At 61.4% G+C, this 18096-nt stretch carries 18 protein-coding genes and 1 pseudogene; 12 read left to right on the forward strand and 7 right to left on the reverse strand.

Translation table 11 applies throughout. The features are described 5' to 3' along the window. The first annotated feature begins 104 nt into the window (after positions 1-104). The 5 genes from AABM52_RS09695 to mnmH all read left to right on the forward strand — a co-directional run bounded on the left by AABM52_RS09695 (position 105) and on the right by mnmH (position 4382). Positions 105-884: a helix-turn-helix transcriptional regulator gene (locus AABM52_RS09695; protein WP_347911538.1), complete on the forward strand. Its 780-nt coding sequence runs from the start codon at positions 105-107 to the stop codon at positions 882-884. Positions 885-989: 105 nt separating this feature from the next. Continuing rightward, entirely contained in the window at positions 990-1163 is a 174-nt protein-coding gene (locus AABM52_RS09700) for a DUF1427 family protein (protein WP_223463438.1), read from the forward strand. Between the two features lie 27 nt (positions 1164-1190). Further along, a complete protein-coding gene (locus tag AABM52_RS09705) occupies positions 1191-2147 on the forward strand; it encodes a zinc-binding alcohol dehydrogenase family protein (protein WP_347911539.1) in 957 nt (318 codons plus the stop codon). A 97-nt stretch (positions 2148-2244) separates the two neighbouring features. Continuing rightward, positions 2245-3279, forward strand: coding sequence for a selenide, water dikinase SelD (gene selD, locus AABM52_RS09710; protein WP_347911540.1), 1035 nt, complete (start codon positions 2245-2247; stop codon positions 3277-3279). Then, on the forward strand, positions 3279-4382 hold the full coding sequence (mnmH, locus tag AABM52_RS09715; RefSeq protein ID WP_347911541.1) for a tRNA 2-selenouridine(34) synthase MnmH: 1104 nt from the start codon (positions 3279-3281) through the stop codon (positions 4380-4382). Before selD ends, mnmH begins: the two co-directional genes overlap by 1 nt. Positions 4383-4519: 137 nt before the next feature. Here mnmH and AABM52_RS09720 read toward each other — a convergent pair whose 3' ends face one another. Continuing rightward, positions 4520-5191, reverse strand: a complete 672-nt coding sequence (locus tag AABM52_RS09720) for a histidine phosphatase family protein (RefSeq protein WP_347911543.1) — start codon at positions 5189-5191, stop codon at positions 4520-4522. A gap of 368 nt (positions 5192-5559) precedes the next feature. On the opposite strand from AABM52_RS09720, the gene AABM52_RS09725 reads away from it, so the two are divergent. Both AABM52_RS09725 and hemB read left to right on the forward strand, forming a co-directional pair. Further along, positions 5560-6270, forward strand: coding sequence for a glutathione binding-like protein (locus AABM52_RS09725; RefSeq protein WP_347911544.1), 711 nt, complete (start codon positions 5560-5562; stop codon positions 6268-6270). A gap of 67 nt (positions 6271-6337) precedes the next feature. Further along, positions 6338-7312: a porphobilinogen synthase gene (gene hemB / locus AABM52_RS09730; protein WP_057714015.1), complete on the forward strand. Its 975-nt coding sequence runs from the start codon at positions 6338-6340 to the stop codon at positions 7310-7312. A gap of 34 nt (positions 7313-7346) precedes the next feature. Here hemB and AABM52_RS09735 read toward each other — a convergent pair whose 3' ends face one another. Then, positions 7347-8882: an FAD-dependent oxidoreductase gene (locus AABM52_RS09735; RefSeq protein ID WP_347911546.1), complete on the reverse strand. Its 1536-nt coding sequence runs from the start codon at positions 8880-8882 to the stop codon at positions 7347-7349. A 137-nt stretch (positions 8883-9019) separates the two neighbouring features. Here AABM52_RS09735 and AABM52_RS09740 point away from each other — a divergent pair, with 137 nt between their 5' ends. Beyond that, the gene (locus tag AABM52_RS09740) at positions 9020-10111 is read left to right on the forward strand and encodes a DUF1615 domain-containing protein (protein WP_347911547.1); all 1092 of its coding nucleotides are present in this window, start codon (positions 9020-9022) and stop codon (positions 10109-10111) included. 86 nt (positions 10112-10197) lie between these two features. Here AABM52_RS09740 and AABM52_RS09745 read toward each other — a convergent pair. Further along, positions 10198-10473: pseudogene (locus tag AABM52_RS09745) on the reverse strand (hypothetical protein); the annotation flags it as partial. A 261-nt stretch (positions 10474-10734) separates the two neighbouring features. Between AABM52_RS09745 and AABM52_RS09750 the strand changes: the two are divergent. Beyond that, positions 10735-11358 (forward strand): glutathione S-transferase family protein, encoded by a 624-nt coding sequence (locus AABM52_RS09750; protein ID WP_347911548.1) that lies wholly within the window; start codon positions 10735-10737, stop codon positions 11356-11358. 35 nt (positions 11359-11393) lie between these two features. Here the strand turns inward: AABM52_RS09750 and AABM52_RS09755 are convergent, their stop codons facing one another. Then, positions 11394-11834, reverse strand: coding sequence for a CBS domain-containing protein (locus AABM52_RS09755; protein ID WP_347911549.1), 441 nt, complete (start codon positions 11832-11834; stop codon positions 11394-11396). 234 nt (positions 11835-12068) lie between these two features. On the opposite strand from AABM52_RS09755, the gene AABM52_RS09760 reads away from it, so the two are divergent. Beyond that, positions 12069-14429, forward strand: a complete 2361-nt coding sequence (locus AABM52_RS09760) for a DNA polymerase II (RefSeq protein WP_347911550.1) — start codon at positions 12069-12071, stop codon at positions 14427-14429. Here the strand turns inward: AABM52_RS09760 and AABM52_RS09765 are convergent. Both AABM52_RS09765 and AABM52_RS09770 read right to left on the reverse strand, forming a co-directional pair. Next, complete coding sequence (locus tag AABM52_RS09765) at positions 14394-14864, reverse strand: DUF1810 domain-containing protein (RefSeq protein ID WP_347911551.1); 471 nt, start codon at positions 14862-14864, stop codon at positions 14394-14396. The two genes, AABM52_RS09760 and AABM52_RS09765, sit on opposite strands and share 36 nt — an antisense overlap. 25 nt (positions 14865-14889) lie before the next feature. Next, on the reverse strand, positions 14890-15711 hold the full coding sequence (locus AABM52_RS09770; protein WP_347911552.1) for an aldo/keto reductase: 822 nt from the start codon (positions 15709-15711) through the stop codon (positions 14890-14892). 203 nt (positions 15712-15914) lie between these two features. Here AABM52_RS09770 and AABM52_RS09775 point away from each other — a divergent pair, with 203 nt between their 5' ends. Beyond that, positions 15915-16664, forward strand: a complete 750-nt coding sequence (locus AABM52_RS09775; RefSeq protein ID WP_347911553.1) for a hypothetical protein — start codon at positions 15915-15917, stop codon at positions 16662-16664. A gap of 151 nt (positions 16665-16815) precedes the next feature. Beyond that, complete coding sequence (locus AABM52_RS09780) at positions 16816-17601, forward strand: sulfite exporter TauE/SafE family protein (RefSeq protein WP_347911554.1); 786 nt, start codon at positions 16816-16818, stop codon at positions 17599-17601. Between the two features lie 20 nt (positions 17602-17621). Here the strand turns inward: AABM52_RS09780 and AABM52_RS09785 are convergent, their stop codons facing one another. After that, the gene (locus AABM52_RS09785; protein WP_347911555.1) at positions 17622-17990 is read right to left on the reverse strand and encodes a VOC family protein; all 369 of its coding nucleotides are present in this window, start codon (positions 17988-17990) and stop codon (positions 17622-17624) included. Between the last annotated feature and the right edge of the window lie 106 nt (positions 17991-18096).

Consider the following 18096-nt stretch of genomic DNA (forward strand, 5'->3'; position numbering starts at 1 on the left):
CATCAGGAAAATTCCTTCGGATTGTCGGACGGCGGCGGTTGCTGGCGACAAGTTCGGCGCCCCGTTACCATGGAACCTTCCCGAACCCCCAATGAACATTGACCATGGCCCTCGCCGCACCGCCTGACCTGAGTGACACCGATGTGCCTGTGCAACCGCTGGCTCGCACCTATCCGCGCGGGTTGTACATCGAGCCCCATGAGCACGTCTGGGGCCAGTTGCTGTATGCGATGAGCGGGGTGATGTGGGTCGAGACGCCGCACGAAGCACTGGTGGTGCCGCCGCAGCGGGCGGTGTGGTTGCCACCCGGCGTACCTCATGGAATTCGTGTGGTGTCCGACCTGCAAATGCGCAACATCTATTTGCGCCCGTCCCTGGCGGCGACCCTGGATGACAGCGTTCAGGTGATCGAGGTCGGCGGCTTGCTGCGTGAGCTGATCGTCGGTCTGGTGGAGCAGGGCAACGACGGGGCGCCCGAGTATTACGACGCACTGGTGGGCCTGGCGCTGCTGGAGCTCAAGCGGGCCAGGCGCTCGTTGCTGAAAATCCCGCTGCCGGACGATTCCGACCGACGGCTGATGAACCTGTGTCAGGCGGTCATGGCCGCGCCTTCACTGGACATTCCTTTCGAACAACATGCCGATAACGCCGGAGCCAGCGTGCGCACCCTGGCGCGGCTGTTCAAGGATGGTTTGGGCATGGGCTTCGCCGAGTGGCGGCGTCAGGTGCAACTGGCGACGGCGGTGGCCGAGCTGATCCAGGGTGTACCGGTCAGCGTGATTGCCCGGGAGCTGGGCTATTCGCCGAGCAGCTTCAGCGATATGTTTCGTCGTGAACTGGGCGTTGCCCCTTCACAGTTTCCTGCGGCGCAACGCCAGGACTGAATTCGCCGTGGCCATGCTTTGGCCGAAATTCAGAAGCACTTGGCCGATGCTCAAAGGCGTCGCCCTCTAGACTCGGCGCATACCTCAATTGCCCCGGAGTCTGCCATGAACTACCTCGTGTCAGTGGCCATCGGTCTGGGCGTCGGTCTGCTCTACGGCGCCCTGGACTTTCGTTCCCCCGCACCCCCGGCCATCGCGCTTGTGGGCCTGCTCGGCATGCTCGCCGGCGAAAAGCTCTGGCCGATGGGGCGAGAGTTGGTGGCTGGCTGGATTTCCTGAACCCTTTTCGACTCGATGGATACGCCCATGAAAGCTCTGCAATTCGATAAAACCGGTGATCTCTCGGCCCTGCGCTACGTCGAGGTGCCTACGCCCGTGCCCGGCGCCGATGAAGTGCTGGTCGAGATCAAGGCCGCCGGCCTCAACCCCAGCGATGTGAAGAACGTGCTGGGGCGTTTCCCCTACACCACCTTGCCGCGGATTCCCGGTCGAGACTTTGCCGGCGTTGTTGTGGCTGGCCCGCAGGCGCTGATCGGTCAGGAAGTCTGGGGCACAGGCAAGGAACTGGGCTTTTTCGCCGACGGTTCCCACGCGCAGTTCGTCAAACTGCCGGCCAACGGCGTGGCGCTCAAACCCACGCATTTGAGCTTCGCCCAGGCCGCCAGCCTCGGTGTGCCCTACACCACGGCGTGGGATGCGCTGGAACGCAGCCTGGTGACGGCCGAAACCCGATTGCTGGTCATCGGTGGCGGGGCGGTCGGCAGTGCCGCGCTGGCCTTGGCCAAGGTGCGCGGTGCCCGGGTGCTGGCGGCCGCGCGGCGTCCGGAACAGGTCAAGGACTTGCAGGACCAGGGTTATCAGACCCTGCTACTGGATAAACCCGAAGACTTGGGCGCGCAGGTCAATGCGGTGTATGCCGGCGGCGCCGACGTGATTTTCGACACCACCGGTTTCTGGCTGCCGGCCTCGGTACCCGCCCTGGCCACGTTCGGCCGCATCGCGATCATCGCGGCGCCCGTGGAGGGTCACGTGCAGTTGCCGGCCCTGGCGTTGTATCGCAAGGGTGGCTCGGTGGTGGGAATCAACTCGCTGCTGTACGGGGTGCAGGCGTGTGCGGCGATGCTTGAGCAGTTCGGCCGGTTCTTCGATCAGGATTTGTTGCCGTTGCCGCAGGGACTGTTCGAATCACCATTGGCTGAAGGGCTGGAGCGCTATGCCGAAGTGAATCAGGGCAGCGGTGACAAGGTGATTCTGCTGCCATAACCGCTCCCACAGGGGCACGGCTCACCACTGCATCTCCTGCAAAGAAAAGGGCTCGATTGCTGTAGGATTAGTTACCTAGACTCCAAGAGGTAACCCCATGAGCGAGCCGATTCGCCTGACCCAATACAGCCACGGCGCCGGTTGCGGTTGCAAGATCTCCCCCCAGGTGCTGGAAGTGATCCTGGCCGGCAGCGGGGCGCAGAACCTCGACCCGAAGCTTTGGGTCGGCAATGCCTCGCGCGATGACGCGGCGGTGTATGCCATCGATGAGGAACGCGGCGTGGTCTCGACCACCGACTTTTTCATGCCGATCGTCGACGATCCCTTCGATTTCGGCCGTATTGCCGCCACCAATGCCATCAGCGACATCTATGCGATGGGCGGCGATCCGTTGATGGCGATTGCGATTCTGGGCTGGCCGGTGAATGTGCTGGCACCGGAAGTTGCCCGGGAAGTGATACGCGGCGGTCGTTCGGTGTGTGACGAGGCGGGCATCCCGCTGGCAGGCGGGCACTCCATCGACGCGCCAGAACCGATCTTTGGCCTGGCTGTCACCGGCCTGGTGGAAAAGCGCCACATGAAGCGCAACGACACCGCCACCGCCGGTTGCCTGCTTTATCTCACCAAGCCCCTGGGTATCGGCATCCTTACGACGGCCGAGAAAAAGGGCAAATTGCGCAACGCCGACATCGGCCTGGCCCGGGACTGGATGTGCACCCTGAACAAACCCGGCAGCCGCTTCGGCAAGCTCGACGGCGTGACCGCGATGACCGACGTCACCGGTTTCGGCCTGCTTGGGCACCTGGTGGAAATGGCCGATGGCAGCCAGCTCACGGCGCGCATTGAATACGACCGCGTACCGCGCCTGCCGGGGGTGGAATATTACCTGGAACAGGGCTGCGTACCGGGCGGGACGCTGCGCAATTTCGACAGCTACGCCAGCAAGCTCGGACGCCTTCAGGAGCTGCACAAACGTGTGCTCTGCGACCCGCAAACCAGCGGCGGCCTGCTGATTGCCGTGACGCCTGAAGGAAACGAGCAATTCCTCTCGGTGGCCGCCGAACTGGGCCTGAGCCTGGAACCGATCGGTGAACTGGTCGAGCGACAGAGCAACGCGGTCGAGGTGTTTTGATGTACGTCGACTGCACCGATTACCGCGACATCTTCCTCAACGACCGGCCAATGATGGATGCCCGCGCGCCGGTCGAATTCAACAAGGGCGCGTTTCCCGGCGTGATCAACCTGCCGTTGATGAATGATCATGAACGCCAGCGGGTCGGCACCTGCTACAAGCAGCACGGCCAGCAAGCGGCCATCGTGCTGGGGCATCAACTGGTGTCGGGCGCGGTCAAGGCCGAACGCATCCAGGCCTGGGCCGATTTTGCCCGGGCGCATCCGGATGGCCTGTTGTATTGCTTTCGCGGCGGCCTGCGCTCGCAGATCGTCCAGCAATGGCTCAAGGACGAGGCCGGCATCGACTATCCACGGGTGGGTGGCGGCTACAAGGCCATGCGTACCTTCCTGCTGGACACCCTCGATCAAGCCGTGACCCAGTGCGATTTCGTCCTGCTGGGCGGGATGACCGGCACCGGCAAGACCGAGGTGCTCACGCAACTGGGCAATGCTGTGGACCTTGAAGGTCATGCCAACCACCGCGGCTCCAGTTTCGGCAAGCGCGCCACGGGCCAACCCTCGAATATCGACTTCGAAAACCGCTTGGCCGTGGACGTGCTGAAAAAACGCGCCCGGGGCATCGAGCAGTTCGTACTGGAAGACGAAAGCCGTGCGGTAGGCAGTTGTGCGTTGCCGTTGCCGCTGTACCAGGGCATGCAGCAGTTCCCGATGGTGTGGCTGGAAGACAGCCTGGAAGGTCGGGTCGAGCGGATCCTGCGCGATTACGTGGTGGATCTGTGCGCCGAATTCATCGACGTGCATGGCGAGGAGGGCTTTGCGCTGTTTTCCGAACGCTTGCTGGAAAGCCTGAACAATGTGCAGAAGCGCCTGGGTGGCGAACGTCATCGGCGCATGCTGGTCTTGATGGAGGATGCGTTGGCCGAGCAGGCCCGCAGTGGCGCGGTGGATCTGCACCGGGGCTGGATCGAAGGGCTGCTGTGCGAGTATTACGATCCGATGTATGCGTTTCAGCGGGAGAAGAAAGACGCGCGGATCGAGTTTGCCGGGGAGCGGGGGGCGGTTCTTGAGTATCTGCGCGAGCGGGTGAGTCAACGAAAGTGATGTCGGTTTTACTGGCCCCATCGCGAGCAAGCTCGCTCCCACAGTAGAGCTTCATTGAGCACAGGTTTTGTGTTCGACGCAGATCCAGTGTGGGAGCGAGCTTGCTCGCGATGGGGCCGGATCAGGCATTGCAGGTATCAAGTCGGGCAGGTTTCAGCACCATTATCCAGGCCTTGCTTGTACACATGGCTCTGCAAACTGGCCTTGCCGTTGTGCCAGGTCAGGGTCAGTACATACAGCGAGTCGTAGTCGCTGGACTCCCAGTCGTCGATGATCTTCGCATCCTTGCCGGTGGCTTCGCCGGCCACCGTGTTGATCAGCTCCGGCAGGTAGCCGTGGGACCAGGCCGTGTAGATGATCGAGTTGTGGTACTTGTCGTGGAGCAGCTCATCGGCCAGGTCACTGGTGTCATTGGCGGAAAAGTTGATGTTCACCGGCAGGCCCAGCTTGATGGCGCTGGGGCTGATGGTCATCAGGGGGCGGATGTAACTGTAGGAATTGTCGAATTCGCCTTCCTCGACGTTACGCGTCGGGTTCGCCGCAAACACATAGTTGGCCTTGCCGAACTTTTCCGGCAGCAGCGTGGCCAGGTCGATGGCGCGGTTGAGTCCCTGGCAATTGAGCTGGCCCAGGCCGCCGGCGGGTTTTTCCCCGTGGCGCAGGAAGACCAGCGTCTGGGTGCCATCCATCGGCTGGGCGCGGCTCAAGCCGGACTCCAGCGCCAGAAACACCGCGCTGACCACCAACAAGGCGGGCAACAAAAAGTAAGCGCGATGTTTGAAGCGTTTGGCAAAATTGAACAGGTTCATGAATAAAAGGATCTTCAGCGCAATTCGGTTAAGGCTGACAAACCTTTACACCACGATTGTCCTGCGTCGGGTGTTTTCCATGTCATTGAAGCCGGTCCGTTATCAAAGGGATGGTGCTCAGAGTCCCCTGATCCCGTTTGGTTCGATTCCGGCCAAGTGCGCGGCAATCTACCGGTAACCTTCACGGGTTTGCAGCGAAGGTTATCGACAGGATGTTGCACAAATGTGGACACAATACACCGGATGGTGTCGAAACAGTGGTGATCTCTTTTGATCTCGCCTATCAGCGAGAACGATGGCTTCAGGGGCTCGCTGAGCCGATAACTACATTATTATCGTCACTCTCAATGTCTTCGTGGATCGCGCCCATGACCGATTTGTCTGCATTCCCCATCACCCGCAAATGGCCTGCCCAGTACCCGGAGTGGATTCAGCTGTACTCCTTGCCGACCCCCAACGGCGTCAAGGTCTCGATCATGCTTGAAGAGATCGGCCTGCCGTATGAGCCTCACCGGGTAGGCTTCGACACCAACGACCAGATGTCCCCGGAATTTCTTTCCCTCAATCCCAACAACAAGATCCCGGCGATCCTCGACCCCCATGGTCCGGACGACCAGCCGCTGGCGCTGTTCGAATCGGGAGCGATTCTGATCTACCTGGCCGACAAGAGCGGGCAACTGCTGGCCCAGGAGTCGGCAGCGCGCTACGAAACGATCCAGTGGCTGATGTTCCAGATGGGCGGCATTGGTCCGATGTTCGGCCAGCTCGGGTTTTTCAACAAATTCGCCGGCAAGGACTATGAAGACAAGCGTCCCCGTGACCGCTACGTCGAGGAAAGCAGGCGCCTGCTCAAGGTGCTGGACGGCCGTCTGCAAGGGCGCGACTGGATCATGGGCGAGCGCTACACCATCGCCGACATCGCCACTTTCCCGTGGGTGCGCAACCTGATCGGCTTCTATGAAGCTGGTGATCTGGTGGGCATCCAGAACTTCCCTAACGTAACGCGGGTGCTGGAACGTTTCCTGGCGCGGCCGGCGGTGGTGCGCGGGTTGCAGATTCCGAGCCCGGTCGCTGGTTGAAATCATTCCCCTGCAGGAGCTGGCAAGCCAGCTCCTGCATCTCGTCCTCTGAAATCCAGGAATACCCATGTCCAGTCAGTTCCCCGAAGCACGCCCCCGCCGTCTGCGCCGCAATGCGAGCCTGCGCAGCCTGTTCCAGGAGACCGAGTTCAGCCTGAACGATCTGGTGCTGCCGATTTTCGTCGAGGAAGAAATCGACGACTTCGTGCCGATCAAAAGCATGCCGGGGGTGATGCGCATTCCCGAGTCGAAGCTGGCCGGCGAGATCGAGCGCTACGCCCGTGCCGGGATCAAGTCGGTGATGACCTTTGGCGTGTCCCACCACCTGGACAGCAGCGGCAGCGACACCTGGCGCGAGGACGGCCTGGTCTCACGCATGTCGCGCATCGCCAAGGACGCAGTGCCGGAAATGATCGTGATGTCCGACACCTGCTTTTGCGAGTACACCGACCACGGCCATTGCGGGGTGCTGCACAACCATGAGGTCGACAACGACCAGACCCTGATCAACCTCGGCAGGCAAGCCGTCGCGGCAGCCCGTGCCGGTGCCGACGTGATCGCCCCCTCGGCGGCCATGGACGGGCAAGTCCAGGCGATTCGCCGGGCGCTCGATGACGCCGGGTTTACCCAGACGGCGATCATGGCCTATTCGACCAAGTTCGCCTCGGCGCTCTATGGCCCGTTCCGCGAGGCGGGCGGCAGTGCGCTCAAGGGCGACCGTAAAAGCTACCAGATGAACCCGATGAACCGCCGCGAAGCGATACGCGAGTCGTTGCTCGACGAGCAGGAAGGCGCCGATGCGCTGATGGTCAAGCCGGCCGGTGCGTATCTGGACATCATCCGTGACATCCGCGAAGCCTCGCGCCTGCCGCTGTCGGCGTATCAGGTGAGCGGTGAGTACGCGATGATCAAATTTGCCGCCCAGGCCGGGGCCATCGATGAAGACCGCGTGGTGCGCGAAAGCCTGGGGGCGATCAAGCGCGCCGGGGCAGACTTGATCTTTACGTACTTTGCGATGGATCTGGCCTTGGCCGGGATATAAGGACCACCGCTCCCACATTTTCATCTGTGTCGCATCAGGTCCCGCCAAAAAACGGCCGGATCCCGTGATCGCGGAAGTACCGTTCGATCACTTTCGGGTCCGAGCAGGTTTCGGCAATCGCCACATAGGTATCGGGCCGCAACAGATAAAAGCCGTTGCGCCCCAGGCCCGCCGCTTCGAACGCCGGTCGCCAGTCGAACACATGCAGCGGCAGGTGGTGCTCGTGGCACCAGGCGATCATCTCGTCGCTGGTATCGCCATAGATATGCACCTGCCAGGTCAGGCACTTGAGCGACTCGAAATTATCTCCCTCACCGTCATGGGCCCAGGGCAGGCGATCACCGCCATGCACACGCCCGGCAACGCCCGTGCTCAGCGGCATTCCACGATAATTCAGGGTTATCTGCGACACCGTGCGAAACAGGAACTGACGGGAGGCTTCGAACGAGGTCATTTTCGGTAACAAGAACGGAGCCAGGCGCGTACGCAGCAAATCGGCAATCGGTCCGTCGGCGGTGACGAACGTGAAGACCCGGTCGGTGGTCGCCACCAGTTTGCGCGCAAACGCAATGCGCTCGGTTTCATAGGTGTCGAGCAGCCTGGCCTCGGCAGCGCCGCTCAACACGGCCGCCAGTTTCCAGGCCAGGTTGATCGCATCGCCAATCCCGGTGTTCATGCCCTGGCCGCCCGCCGGGCTGTGCACATGGGCGGCATCACCGAGCAAAAACGCCCGGTCCTTACGGAAATGATCCGCCACCCGATGATGCACGCGGTAGGTCGAGAACCAATTCAGTTGCTCGATCTTCACCTTCATGTGCTCGATGGCCCGGCTGCTGACGTCCTCGAAGCGCAGGGTTTCGGCGTGTTCGGCGCGCTCGTCGCGTACCGTGCCGATCAGACGAGCACGACCACTGTCTCCCAGCGGGAACACGGCGAGGAAGTCCGCCTCGTCGAGATCCACATGCAGTTCGCCGTTGAATGTCGGGCCGCTGGCCTGCACGTCGGCGACGTAGAAAATCTGCTGGTAGGTCCCGCCGGGAAACCCGGTATCCAGGGTCTTGCGCACAATCGACCGGGCACCGTCGCACCCGGCCAGGTAACAGGCCTGGCAGGTTTCCTGCTGGCCGTCGGGCAGGTGCAGCGTGGCCGTGATGCCGTCTGCGGTTTGCTCGAAGCCTGCCAGTTCGGTGTTGCGCTCCACTGTAATGCCGAAGGCTTGCAGGCGCTCGATCAGCAGCCGTTCGTGTTCGTCCTGGGGGAAAATTTCGAGAAACGAGTAGGGGGTCAGGCCTTCACCGATCTGGGACAGGGGCAGGCGCGCCACGGGTTCACCCTTGACCCAGAAGTTGCCGGCCTTTACTTGATGGCCGCGTTGCACCACAGCCTCGTCCAGTCCGAGCTGGCGATACAGCTCCAGTGTCCGAGCCTGGACGGCCAGCGCCCGGGACGTGGTGCCGGGGGCCGAGGTTTTGTCGACGATTCGCACGCGCACGCCCAGTTTGCTCAGCCACAACGCCAGGACCAACCCGGTCGGGCCGGCGCCGATGATCAACACGTCGCTGCGGTGCATGACCTGTCCTCCTCGCTGTGTGAATCAAGTATGGTCCAGTCGGGGAGGGCGGCAACCGTCGGACTGCCACGGACGTAGCCGCTGACCTGCCATTGGTCGTATGGTTGGCCCGGACCAACGGAGTTAGATGGAACGACATGCAAATCAGATTGATCACAAGCGTCGCCGTGTTGCTGGTATTGGCCGGTTGCGGCAGCCAACGGACCCAGGAACCAACGGCGCGCAGCCCGGCCGAAGTGAAGGCCGAGATTGTGCGTTTGCTGCCCGCCAAGGCTGCCGATCCCCAGGGTTGGGCCACGGATATCCAGGTGGCGTTTACCGCGCAGGACATCTCGCCGACCACGCAAAACCTGTGCTCGGTGCTGGCGGTGACTGAACAGGAGTCGACCTTTCAGGTCGATCCGAGCGTACCGGGCCTGGGCAAGATCGCCCGCGACGAGATCGACCGCCGTGCCGCCAAGGCACATATTCCCGGCCTGTTGGTGAGCGGTGCGTTAATGCTCGATTCGCCCAACGGCAAAAGCTACAGCAACCGCCTGAATGCCGCGCGCAGTGAAAAGGAACTGAGCGCTATTTTCGACGACTTCATCGGCATGGTGCCGATGGGCAAGAAGCTGTTCGGCGGCTTCAACCCGGTGCATACCGGCGGGCCGATGCAGGTCAGCATTGATTTTGCCGAGCAGCAGGCCAAAGGCTATCCATACCCGGTGAAGGGATCGATTCGCCATGAAGTGTTCACCCGGCGCGGTGGCATGTATTTCGGCATCGCGCATTTGCTCGGGTATCCGGTGAGCTATCCACAGCCGTTGTATCGCTTTGCGGACTTCAACGCGGGTTGGTACGCCAGCCGTAACGCCGCGTTCCAGAACGCGGTGAGCCGGGCTTCCGGTATCCCGTTGGCGCTGGATGGCGACCTGGTGAACTACGGTTCGATCATGCCCGGCACCACGGAACTGGCCGTGCGCAGCCTCGGCAAGCAACTGGACATGCGCAATCCGACGATCCGCGAACAACTGGAAGAGGGCAAAACCCTGGCGTTCGAAGACAGCAAACTCTATCGGCGGGTTTTCGAACTGGCCGAACGGGCCGAGGGACGGCCGTTGCCCCGTGAAGTGTTACCGGGGATCGTGCTGCAAAGCCCGAAAATCACCCGTAAACTCACCACCGCCTGGTTCGCCAAGCGAGTCGATGAGCGCTACCAGCGCTGCATGGCGCGGGCAGGGCAGTAATCGCGGCGCAAAAAAAGCATAAAAAACCCGGCGGGTGAGGCCGGGTTTTCATTGAGTCCTGCGGTAAAACACTGCATTCAGACAGCGCGGCTTTCGATCAGACGGTCCGAACCGCCTTCAGCGACGCGGTTTTGCAGGAGTTTGTCGGAACCGCCTTCGGCAACACGGTTCTGCAGGAGCTTGTCGGAACCGCCTTCGGCAACACGTTTTTCCAGCAGGCGATCCGAACCACCTTCAGCCACACGGCTTTCAATCAGACGATCCGAGCCGCCTTCAGCGACCACAGTTTGAGCAGGGTTTGCGGCGAAAGCGTTAACTGCGAAAACCGAGAAAGCGATGCTGAGGAGAGTCTGGCGTTTCATGATGGTGTGCTCCGGGGTGCTTATGGGTTGGTATGGAGCAGATGTTACGCCGGGGATTTTTTAAGAGAACTTCATTGAAGTGATGGTAAACATCGACGGCAATGATAGGACTTGCGCCACACCCCTTGTGAGCGTGATGGTGCGATCGTCGGATGGCCACGGTGTGGTGGGCGGCGCCTTCTACACTGGATAGCTGGCGCGTTCCTCTGCCGCGACGGTCGATGTGGCCCGGCGGAGGGCGAGGTATGCAAGGAGATATTTATGCACCAGCTCTACGGCCATCTGAACTCCGGAGCGGCGGTTATCGAAGCAGCCCTTGAACTCTGTGATGTTCCTTATCGCTTCATCGATGTCGAGACGTCCGCGGAGGCGGCCCAGGCGCTGGAGAAACTCAACCCGCTCAAACAGATTCCGACCTTGCAGCTACCCGATGGCAGTGTCTTGACCGAGAGCGCGGCGATCCTGATCCACCTCGGGCTGACCTTTCCCGCATCGGGATTGTTGCCGCAGGATCCGGCCGAGCGGGACCAGGCCGTTCGCGGCATGGCATACATCGTCAGCAATTGCTACGCGGCCATCGGCATCATTGATTACCCCGAACGCTGGCTGGCCGAGGCGGATGAGTCGTCCAGGCAGAACCTCATGGAGGGCGCCCGCCGGCGCCTGCACTGGAGCTGGGAGGTGTTTGCCGATCAGTTCTCGGGCGAGTTGTACCTGGGCAGCGAGAAACCAGGGGCCCTGGATGTGCTGGCGGCGGTGATCTCGCGATGGGCGGGCAGCCGGGAATATTTGCGCAACGCCCGGCCGGGGTTTTTCGCCTGGCTGGAACGCATCGACCGCCACCCGGCGCTGGCACCGGTGTTCGCCCGGCATTGGCCGGCCTGAACACCCAAAACCCAATGTGGGAGCGGCGTGTCGACTTACTCCCCGCGAATGTACTGTTCCAGTTGCTTGATCAGTTCCGCCTGTTCGGCAATGGCTTCCTTGACCAGGTCACCGATCGACAGCAGGCCGATCAATTTGCCGTTTTCGACCACCGGCAAGTGACGCAGACGCCTATCGGACATGATGCCCAGGCAGGTATCCACGGTTTGATGGGTGTCGACGGTAATCACCGGTGACACCATGATGTCGCGCACCGGCGTGCCCACCGAAGAGCGGCCGTGCAGCACCAGTTTGCGCGCATAGTCCCGTTCGCTGATGATGCCCAGCACTTCATCATTGTCCACCACCAGCAAGGCGCCGACGTTTTTCTCGGCCATCTTCATCAGCGCTTCGAGCACCATGTGGTCGGGTTTGATCTGATGCACTTCCTGATTCTTCTGATCTTTGAGCTTGAGCAGTTGGGCGACGGTTTTCATGGTGGTTACTCGGGTGTTGTCGTTGTTCTTGAAGAATCGTAGACGCGAGCGTTTCGGGCAAGGGCGAAAGCGGCAGTTAACACGTAAAAAACGTCATTCGGCAGTTTTTCTTTGGCAAACCTCACATTTCAGGCCAATAGATTACCTGTGGGCCAGAGATACCGGGGCCATACGCGCTATCCCGACTGATGCCGGGTAGAATCACCCTCTGAATCAGTTTTGAGGTTTGCAGTGGTGGATCTACAGCAGGGCTTCGTCCTGACCCGGCATTGGCGCGACACCCCGGCCGGTACGGAAGTCGAATTCTGGCTGGCGACCGACAGCGGTCCCCGGCGTATCCGCCTGCCTCATCAGCCGTCGGTGGCGTTCATCCCCGCTGCGCACCGTCAGCCCGCCGAAAGCGTTTTGCATGACGAGAAGAATGTCGAGCTCAGGCCCCTGGCCCTGCAGGACTTCGAACATCGCCCGGTCCTCGGGCTTTACTGCCAGCAACATGGCCAGTTGATGCGCCTGGAAACCGCGCTGCGCCGGGCCGGTGTCGAGGTGTTCGAAGCCGACGTGCGCCCGCCGGAACGCTACATGATGGAACGTTTCATCACCGCGCCGGTGCGTTTCAGTGGCACGCCGAATGCCGAGGGCCTGCTGCTGGACGCGCAGATGAAACCCGATCCCGATTACCGGCCGAGCCTGAAACTGGTGTCCCTGGACATCGAGACCACCGCCCAGGGCGAGTTGTACTCCATCGCCCTGGAAGGCTGCGGCGAGCGTCAGGTGTACATGCTCGGTCCGCCCAATGGCGATGCCAACCAGGTGGATTTCCAGCTCGAATACTGCGATTCGCGAACCCTGTTGCTGAAAAAGCTCAACGACTGGTTTGCCCGGTTCGACCCCGACGCGATCATCGGCTGGAATGTCGTGCAGTTCGACTTGCGGGTGCTCCACGAACACGCCCGGCGCCTGGCGGTGCCGTTGAAACTGGGGCGTGGCGGCGAGGAAATGCAGTGGCGCGAACACGGCAGCGGCAACCATTACTTCGCTTCAGCCGCTGGCCGCTTGATCATCGACGGTATCGAGGCCCTGCGTTCGGCGACCTGGAGTCTCCCCTCGTTCAGCCTGGAAAACGTCGCGCAAACCCTGCTCGGCGAGGGCAAGTCCATCGACAACCCGTACCAGCGCATGGACGAAATCAATCGTATGTTCGCCGAGGACAAGCCGGCGCTGGCTACATACAACCTCAAGGACTGCGAACTGGTCACGCGGATTTTCGCCAGGACCGAGTTGCTCACCTTCCTGCTGGAACGGGCCAGCGTCACCGGTTTGCCGGCCGATCGCATGGGCGGTTCGGTGGCGGCGTTCACGCACCTGTACATGCCGCTGATGCACCGTCAGGGTTTCGTTGCGCCAAACCTCGGCGGCAAGCCGCCGCAAGCCAGCCCCGGCGGTTTTGTCATGGATTCGCAACCGGGGCTGTACGAATCGGTGCTGGTGCTCGACTACAAAAGCCTTTATCCGTCGATCATCCGCACCTTCCTGATTGACCCCGTGGGGCTGATTGAAGGGCTCGAGCACCCGGACGACAGCCAGTCGGTGCCGGGATTTCGTGGCGCGCGCTTTTCCCGCACCCGACATTGCCTGCCGTCCATCGTCGCCCGGGTGGCCGAAGGCCGGGAAACCGCCAAGCGCGAACACAACGCACCACTGTCCCAGGCGCTGAAAATCATCATGAACGCCTTCTACGGTGTGCTCGGTTCCAGCGGTTGTCGCTTCTTCGATACGCGTCTGGCGTCGTCCATCACCTTGCGCGGGCACGAAATCATGCTGCGCACCCGCCAGTTGATCGAAGCCCAGGGGCATGCGGTGATTTACGGCGACACCGACTCGACCTTCGTCTGGCTGCGTCGCGCCCATGGCCAGCAGGAGGCGGCGCAGATCGGCCACGCGCTGGTGGCGCACGTCAATCAGTGGTGGCGCGAGCACGTGCAGCAGGAATACGGCTTGCAAAGCGTTCTCGAATTGCAGTTCGAAACCCACTACAAACGTTTTTTGATGCCGACCATTCGCGGCGCCGAAGAAGGCAGCAAGAAACGCTACGCCGGGCTGGTTACCCGAGACGATGGCCGCGACGAAATGGTCTACAAAGGCCTGGAAACCGTGCGCACCGACTGGTCGCTGCTGGCCCGGCAATTCCAGCAGGAGCTGTATTCACGGATCTTCCTGCGCAAGCCTTATCAGGATTATGTGCGTGACTACGTGCGCCAGACCCTGGCGGGTGAATTCGATGACCGGCTGATCTACCGCAAACGCCTGCGTCGCACCCTTGATGACTATCAGCGCAACGTACCGCCCCATGTGCGCGCGGCGCGCCTGGCCGACGAGTACAACGACCGGCAGGGGCGCTCGCGCCAGTACCAGAACGGCGGCTGGATCAGCTACGTGATCACCGTCGCCGGCCCCGAACCGCTGGAAGTGCGCAACGCGCCCATCGATTACGACCACTACATCACTAAACAGCTGCAACCGGTGGCGGACGCGATACTGCCGTTTGTCGACGACGACTTCTCAACCCTGATTGGTGGGCAACTGGGCCTGTTTTGAGTCCATCAGCGACAGGGTCCAGTCATCCAGGATGCCATGGAAGTACTGGTTCAAGGCTTGCTGGAAAAGGCTGTCGGCGTCGGCGACCTGGGCAAACAGAGTCATCGAGGAATGAAACTTCAGGTCGTCGGGATGGCCGAAAATTCCCGCTACCGAGCGCTCCCGGATGTTCAGCACTTCCTGGGTGCAGGTGCGTAGCCGGGCGCCCAGCAACGGATGCTCAAGGTAGGCCAGGGCTTCCTCCCGCGAGCGGATGGCAAAGCGGCGCGACATCTCGCTGCCGCCGAGCCCGGCAAACTGGGGGAAAATGAACCACATCCAGTGACTGCGCTTGTGTCCGTTGTTCAGCTCGTTTTGCACCCGGTCGAATACCGGGTCCTGAGCCTGGAGAAAGCGTTGCAGATTGAACGGGTCCAGGTGGTCGGTGCTTCTCATGGCGAAGCTCTCTGACTGCGGTGGTTCAGACCATGGCCAGCCGCTGTTTGCGTTGTGGCGCGTGAAACGCTTGGTCCAGCGCCTCCAGATCCCCGGGCTCAAGCTGCAACGTGGCGGCTTGGGCGTTGAGGCGTACATGTTCGAGTCGGACCGCCTTGGGGATGGCGATCACTCCTTCCTGACGCAGTATCCAGGCCAGTGCGACCTGTGCCGTTGTGGCGCCGTGCTGGGCTGCCACCTGCTTGAGCGTGGTCTCGAAGAGCATTTTACCGCCCTGGCCGATCGGGCAGTAAGCCATGACCGGCAACTGCCGTTGCTGGCTCCAGGGCAGTAAATCAAATTCTATGCCCCGTTGTTCCAGGTTGTAGAGCACCTGATTGGTGGCGCAGGCCGGGGTGTCCAGTTCCAGCAGGTCGTCGAGGTCGAAGTTGGACACACCCCAACGGCCGATCTTGCCGGCTTCGCGCAGGCGCTCGAAGGCGTCGACGGTTTCCTCCAAGGGGTACTGGCCGCGCCAATGCAGCAGATACAGATCGATGTAATCGGTGCCAAGCCTGCGCAGGCTTCGCTCGCAAGCCAGTGGAATGCCCTGGCGACCGGCATTGTGCGGGTACACCTTGCTGACCAGAAAGACGCTGTCGCGCTGGCCGGCAATGGCATCGCGCACCACTTCCTCGGCGCCGCCTTCGGCGTACATTTCCGCCGTGTCGATCAGGGTCATGCCCAGTTCGATGCCCAGGCGCAGTGCCGCGACTTCTTCCGTGTGCCGTGAACGGTCTTCGCCCATCTGCCAGGTCCCCTGGCCGATGACCGGGACCCTGGTGCCAGCCAGTTCAAGCGTGCGCATGCAAATCCTCCTGTGTGTATTCGGTGAATAGTGTAGGAGCGTGTACCGTCCTCACGATTTTCTGATCCGTTTTTTCTTTGAATATTCCCCTGCCGGTGATCGATTGGTACCGCCCGATACTGCACTTTTTTGAAATGTCCGGCTCTATCCATGGCAGCCAGCGGCGATCCCCACCGTCGGCCCATGCCCAAGTCCAAGAACCCATGGCTCGAGTTTCACCCGCGTTCACCACGAAAATCTGCCGTCTTTGCCTGCTGCTGGCAGGTCTGTCGATGTTCTTCGTCACCGGTTGCAGCCAGCAGCAGGGCGGCGACATCATCGACCAGATGCGCGAAGGCAAACCCCAGGAGTTCCTGCAGACCAGCGTCGACCGCATGGCCACCCTGACCATGCGCGACAACCTCGACAGCCTTTACCTGCTGATGAGCAAGCTCTATCTGCGTAACCCCGATGAGCTGAAAAAGTCCGGCTTCCTTGATGCCCGCACCGCCGGCAAGCAAGTGCGCATGGCCATTGAGTTGCAGCAGCCATTACCGACCCTGGGTGGCAAAAAGGACCTCGCGGCCCTGCGTTTTGCCATGAGCCCGGAGTTTCTCGGCGACCGGGTCGGGGCGTTCATCTATGCCATCGGCAGCATGCTGGTGACCGCCCATGGCAATCGCCTCGAGTTCTACATGACCGATACGATCAATCCGGTATTCGTCAGCAATGCCGCGCGCAATATCGAGATCGCCACCTGGATCCTCAGCCAGAGACAGAACAAAGAGGGCCAGCCCTTGCTGTTCTCCAACGAAATCTCGGAGGAGGGCAGCAACCTGAGCTTTGCCGTCGAGTTCGGCAAGATCGTCGCCCGGCTGGACCTGCTGACCCGGATGCTCGACGAACGCTACCGGCGCATCGGCCTGAACTATGCCCAGAGCCTGCTGTTCCTGAATTTCCTTCCCGTGCAGTGAGTCCGACACGGAACCCTGTGGGAGCAAGCTCTCTCCCACAGGGTGACATGATGCATCTGGCATAAAGATAGATCGCATCGATATAGCTGGTTATAAGAAATGCCGCTATGCTGCGGGCCGGATTTCCCCTGCGATCGTTGTGGACGTATTCATGGATTTACTGAACATCGGGTTGGTCGTTGCCGGGCTGGTCGTCGGCTTCATCGTCGGCATGACTGGCGTAGGTGGCGGGTCGCTCATGACCCCGATCCTGCTAGGGTTCGGCATCAATCCGGCGACGGCGGTCGGTACCGATCTGCTGTACGCTGCCATCACCAAATCCAGCGGTGTACTGGTTCACCGCAAGAACAACAACATCGACTGGGCGATCACCGGCTGGCTGACCTTGGGCAGCGTGCCAGCGGTGGCGTTGACGCTGTGGTTCCTCAGTACCCTGCACAGCGCCCCCGAGGCGATGAACGCGATCATCAAGCAGGCCCTCGGGTTTGTGTTGTTCGCCACGGCACTGGCGATCCTGTTCAAGAAGCGCCTGCTCGACTTCGCCCACAAACGTGCGGGCGGCAACTACAACCCCAGCGGATTGCGCTTGAACGTGATGACGGTCATCACCGGGCTGGTCCTTGGCTCCGTGGTCGCGCTGACGTCCATCGGTGCCGGTGCACTGGGCACCGTGGCACTGTTCATTCTCTATCCGATGCTGCCGACCCGCCGCCTGGTGGGCACTGAAATCGCCCACGCCGTGCCGCTGACCCTGGTCGCAGGCCTTGGCCATGCCAGCATGGGCAACATGGACTGGCATGTCCTGGGTTACTTGCTGGTGGGCTCTTTGCCGGGGATTTACCTGGGTAGCCACCTGACGGGGCGTATCTCCGACGAAGTACTGCGCCCTTGCCTGGCGACCATGCTGTTGATGATCGGCTACAAACTGGCGTTCTGATCCAAGCCGCCACGCCAGCCTCATTCGCGGGTGAATATTTCCAGCAGATGCCCGTCCGGGTCATCGAAATACACCCGCCGTCCTCCCGCGTAATCATTGATCTCCCTAAGTCGCTGCTTGCCCGGGTCGGCCCACCATGGCTGACCGTTGGCTTGCAGGCGTGCGAAGGCCGCATCGAAATCCTCGTCGTCCATCAAGAATGCGTAGTGCTGAGACGCAATCGGCGGGTCGTTGTCGTAGAAGTCCAGTGACACGCCGTTATCCAGCTTGACGATCAGCATGGGCCCGAAGGGCTGCGGGGCAGGCAGGCCAAGGAGGCGGGCCAGGAAATTCGCCGAAACCTGCTTGTCCCGGCACCAGACGATGGTGTGGTTCAACTGAGTGCTCATGGGCCAGTCCTCACGGCGGATCAGGCGGGTTGTCATGAGTCTTCAGATTAGCCCAGCCTGTTGCGCAATGACCGCCCTGACCTAAGCTTGGGACAAGGCGAAAAAT

Source organism: Pseudomonas grandcourensis (assembly GCF_039909015.1).
GTDB lineage: Bacteria > Pseudomonadota > Gammaproteobacteria > Pseudomonadales > Pseudomonadaceae > Aquipseudomonas > Aquipseudomonas grandcourensis.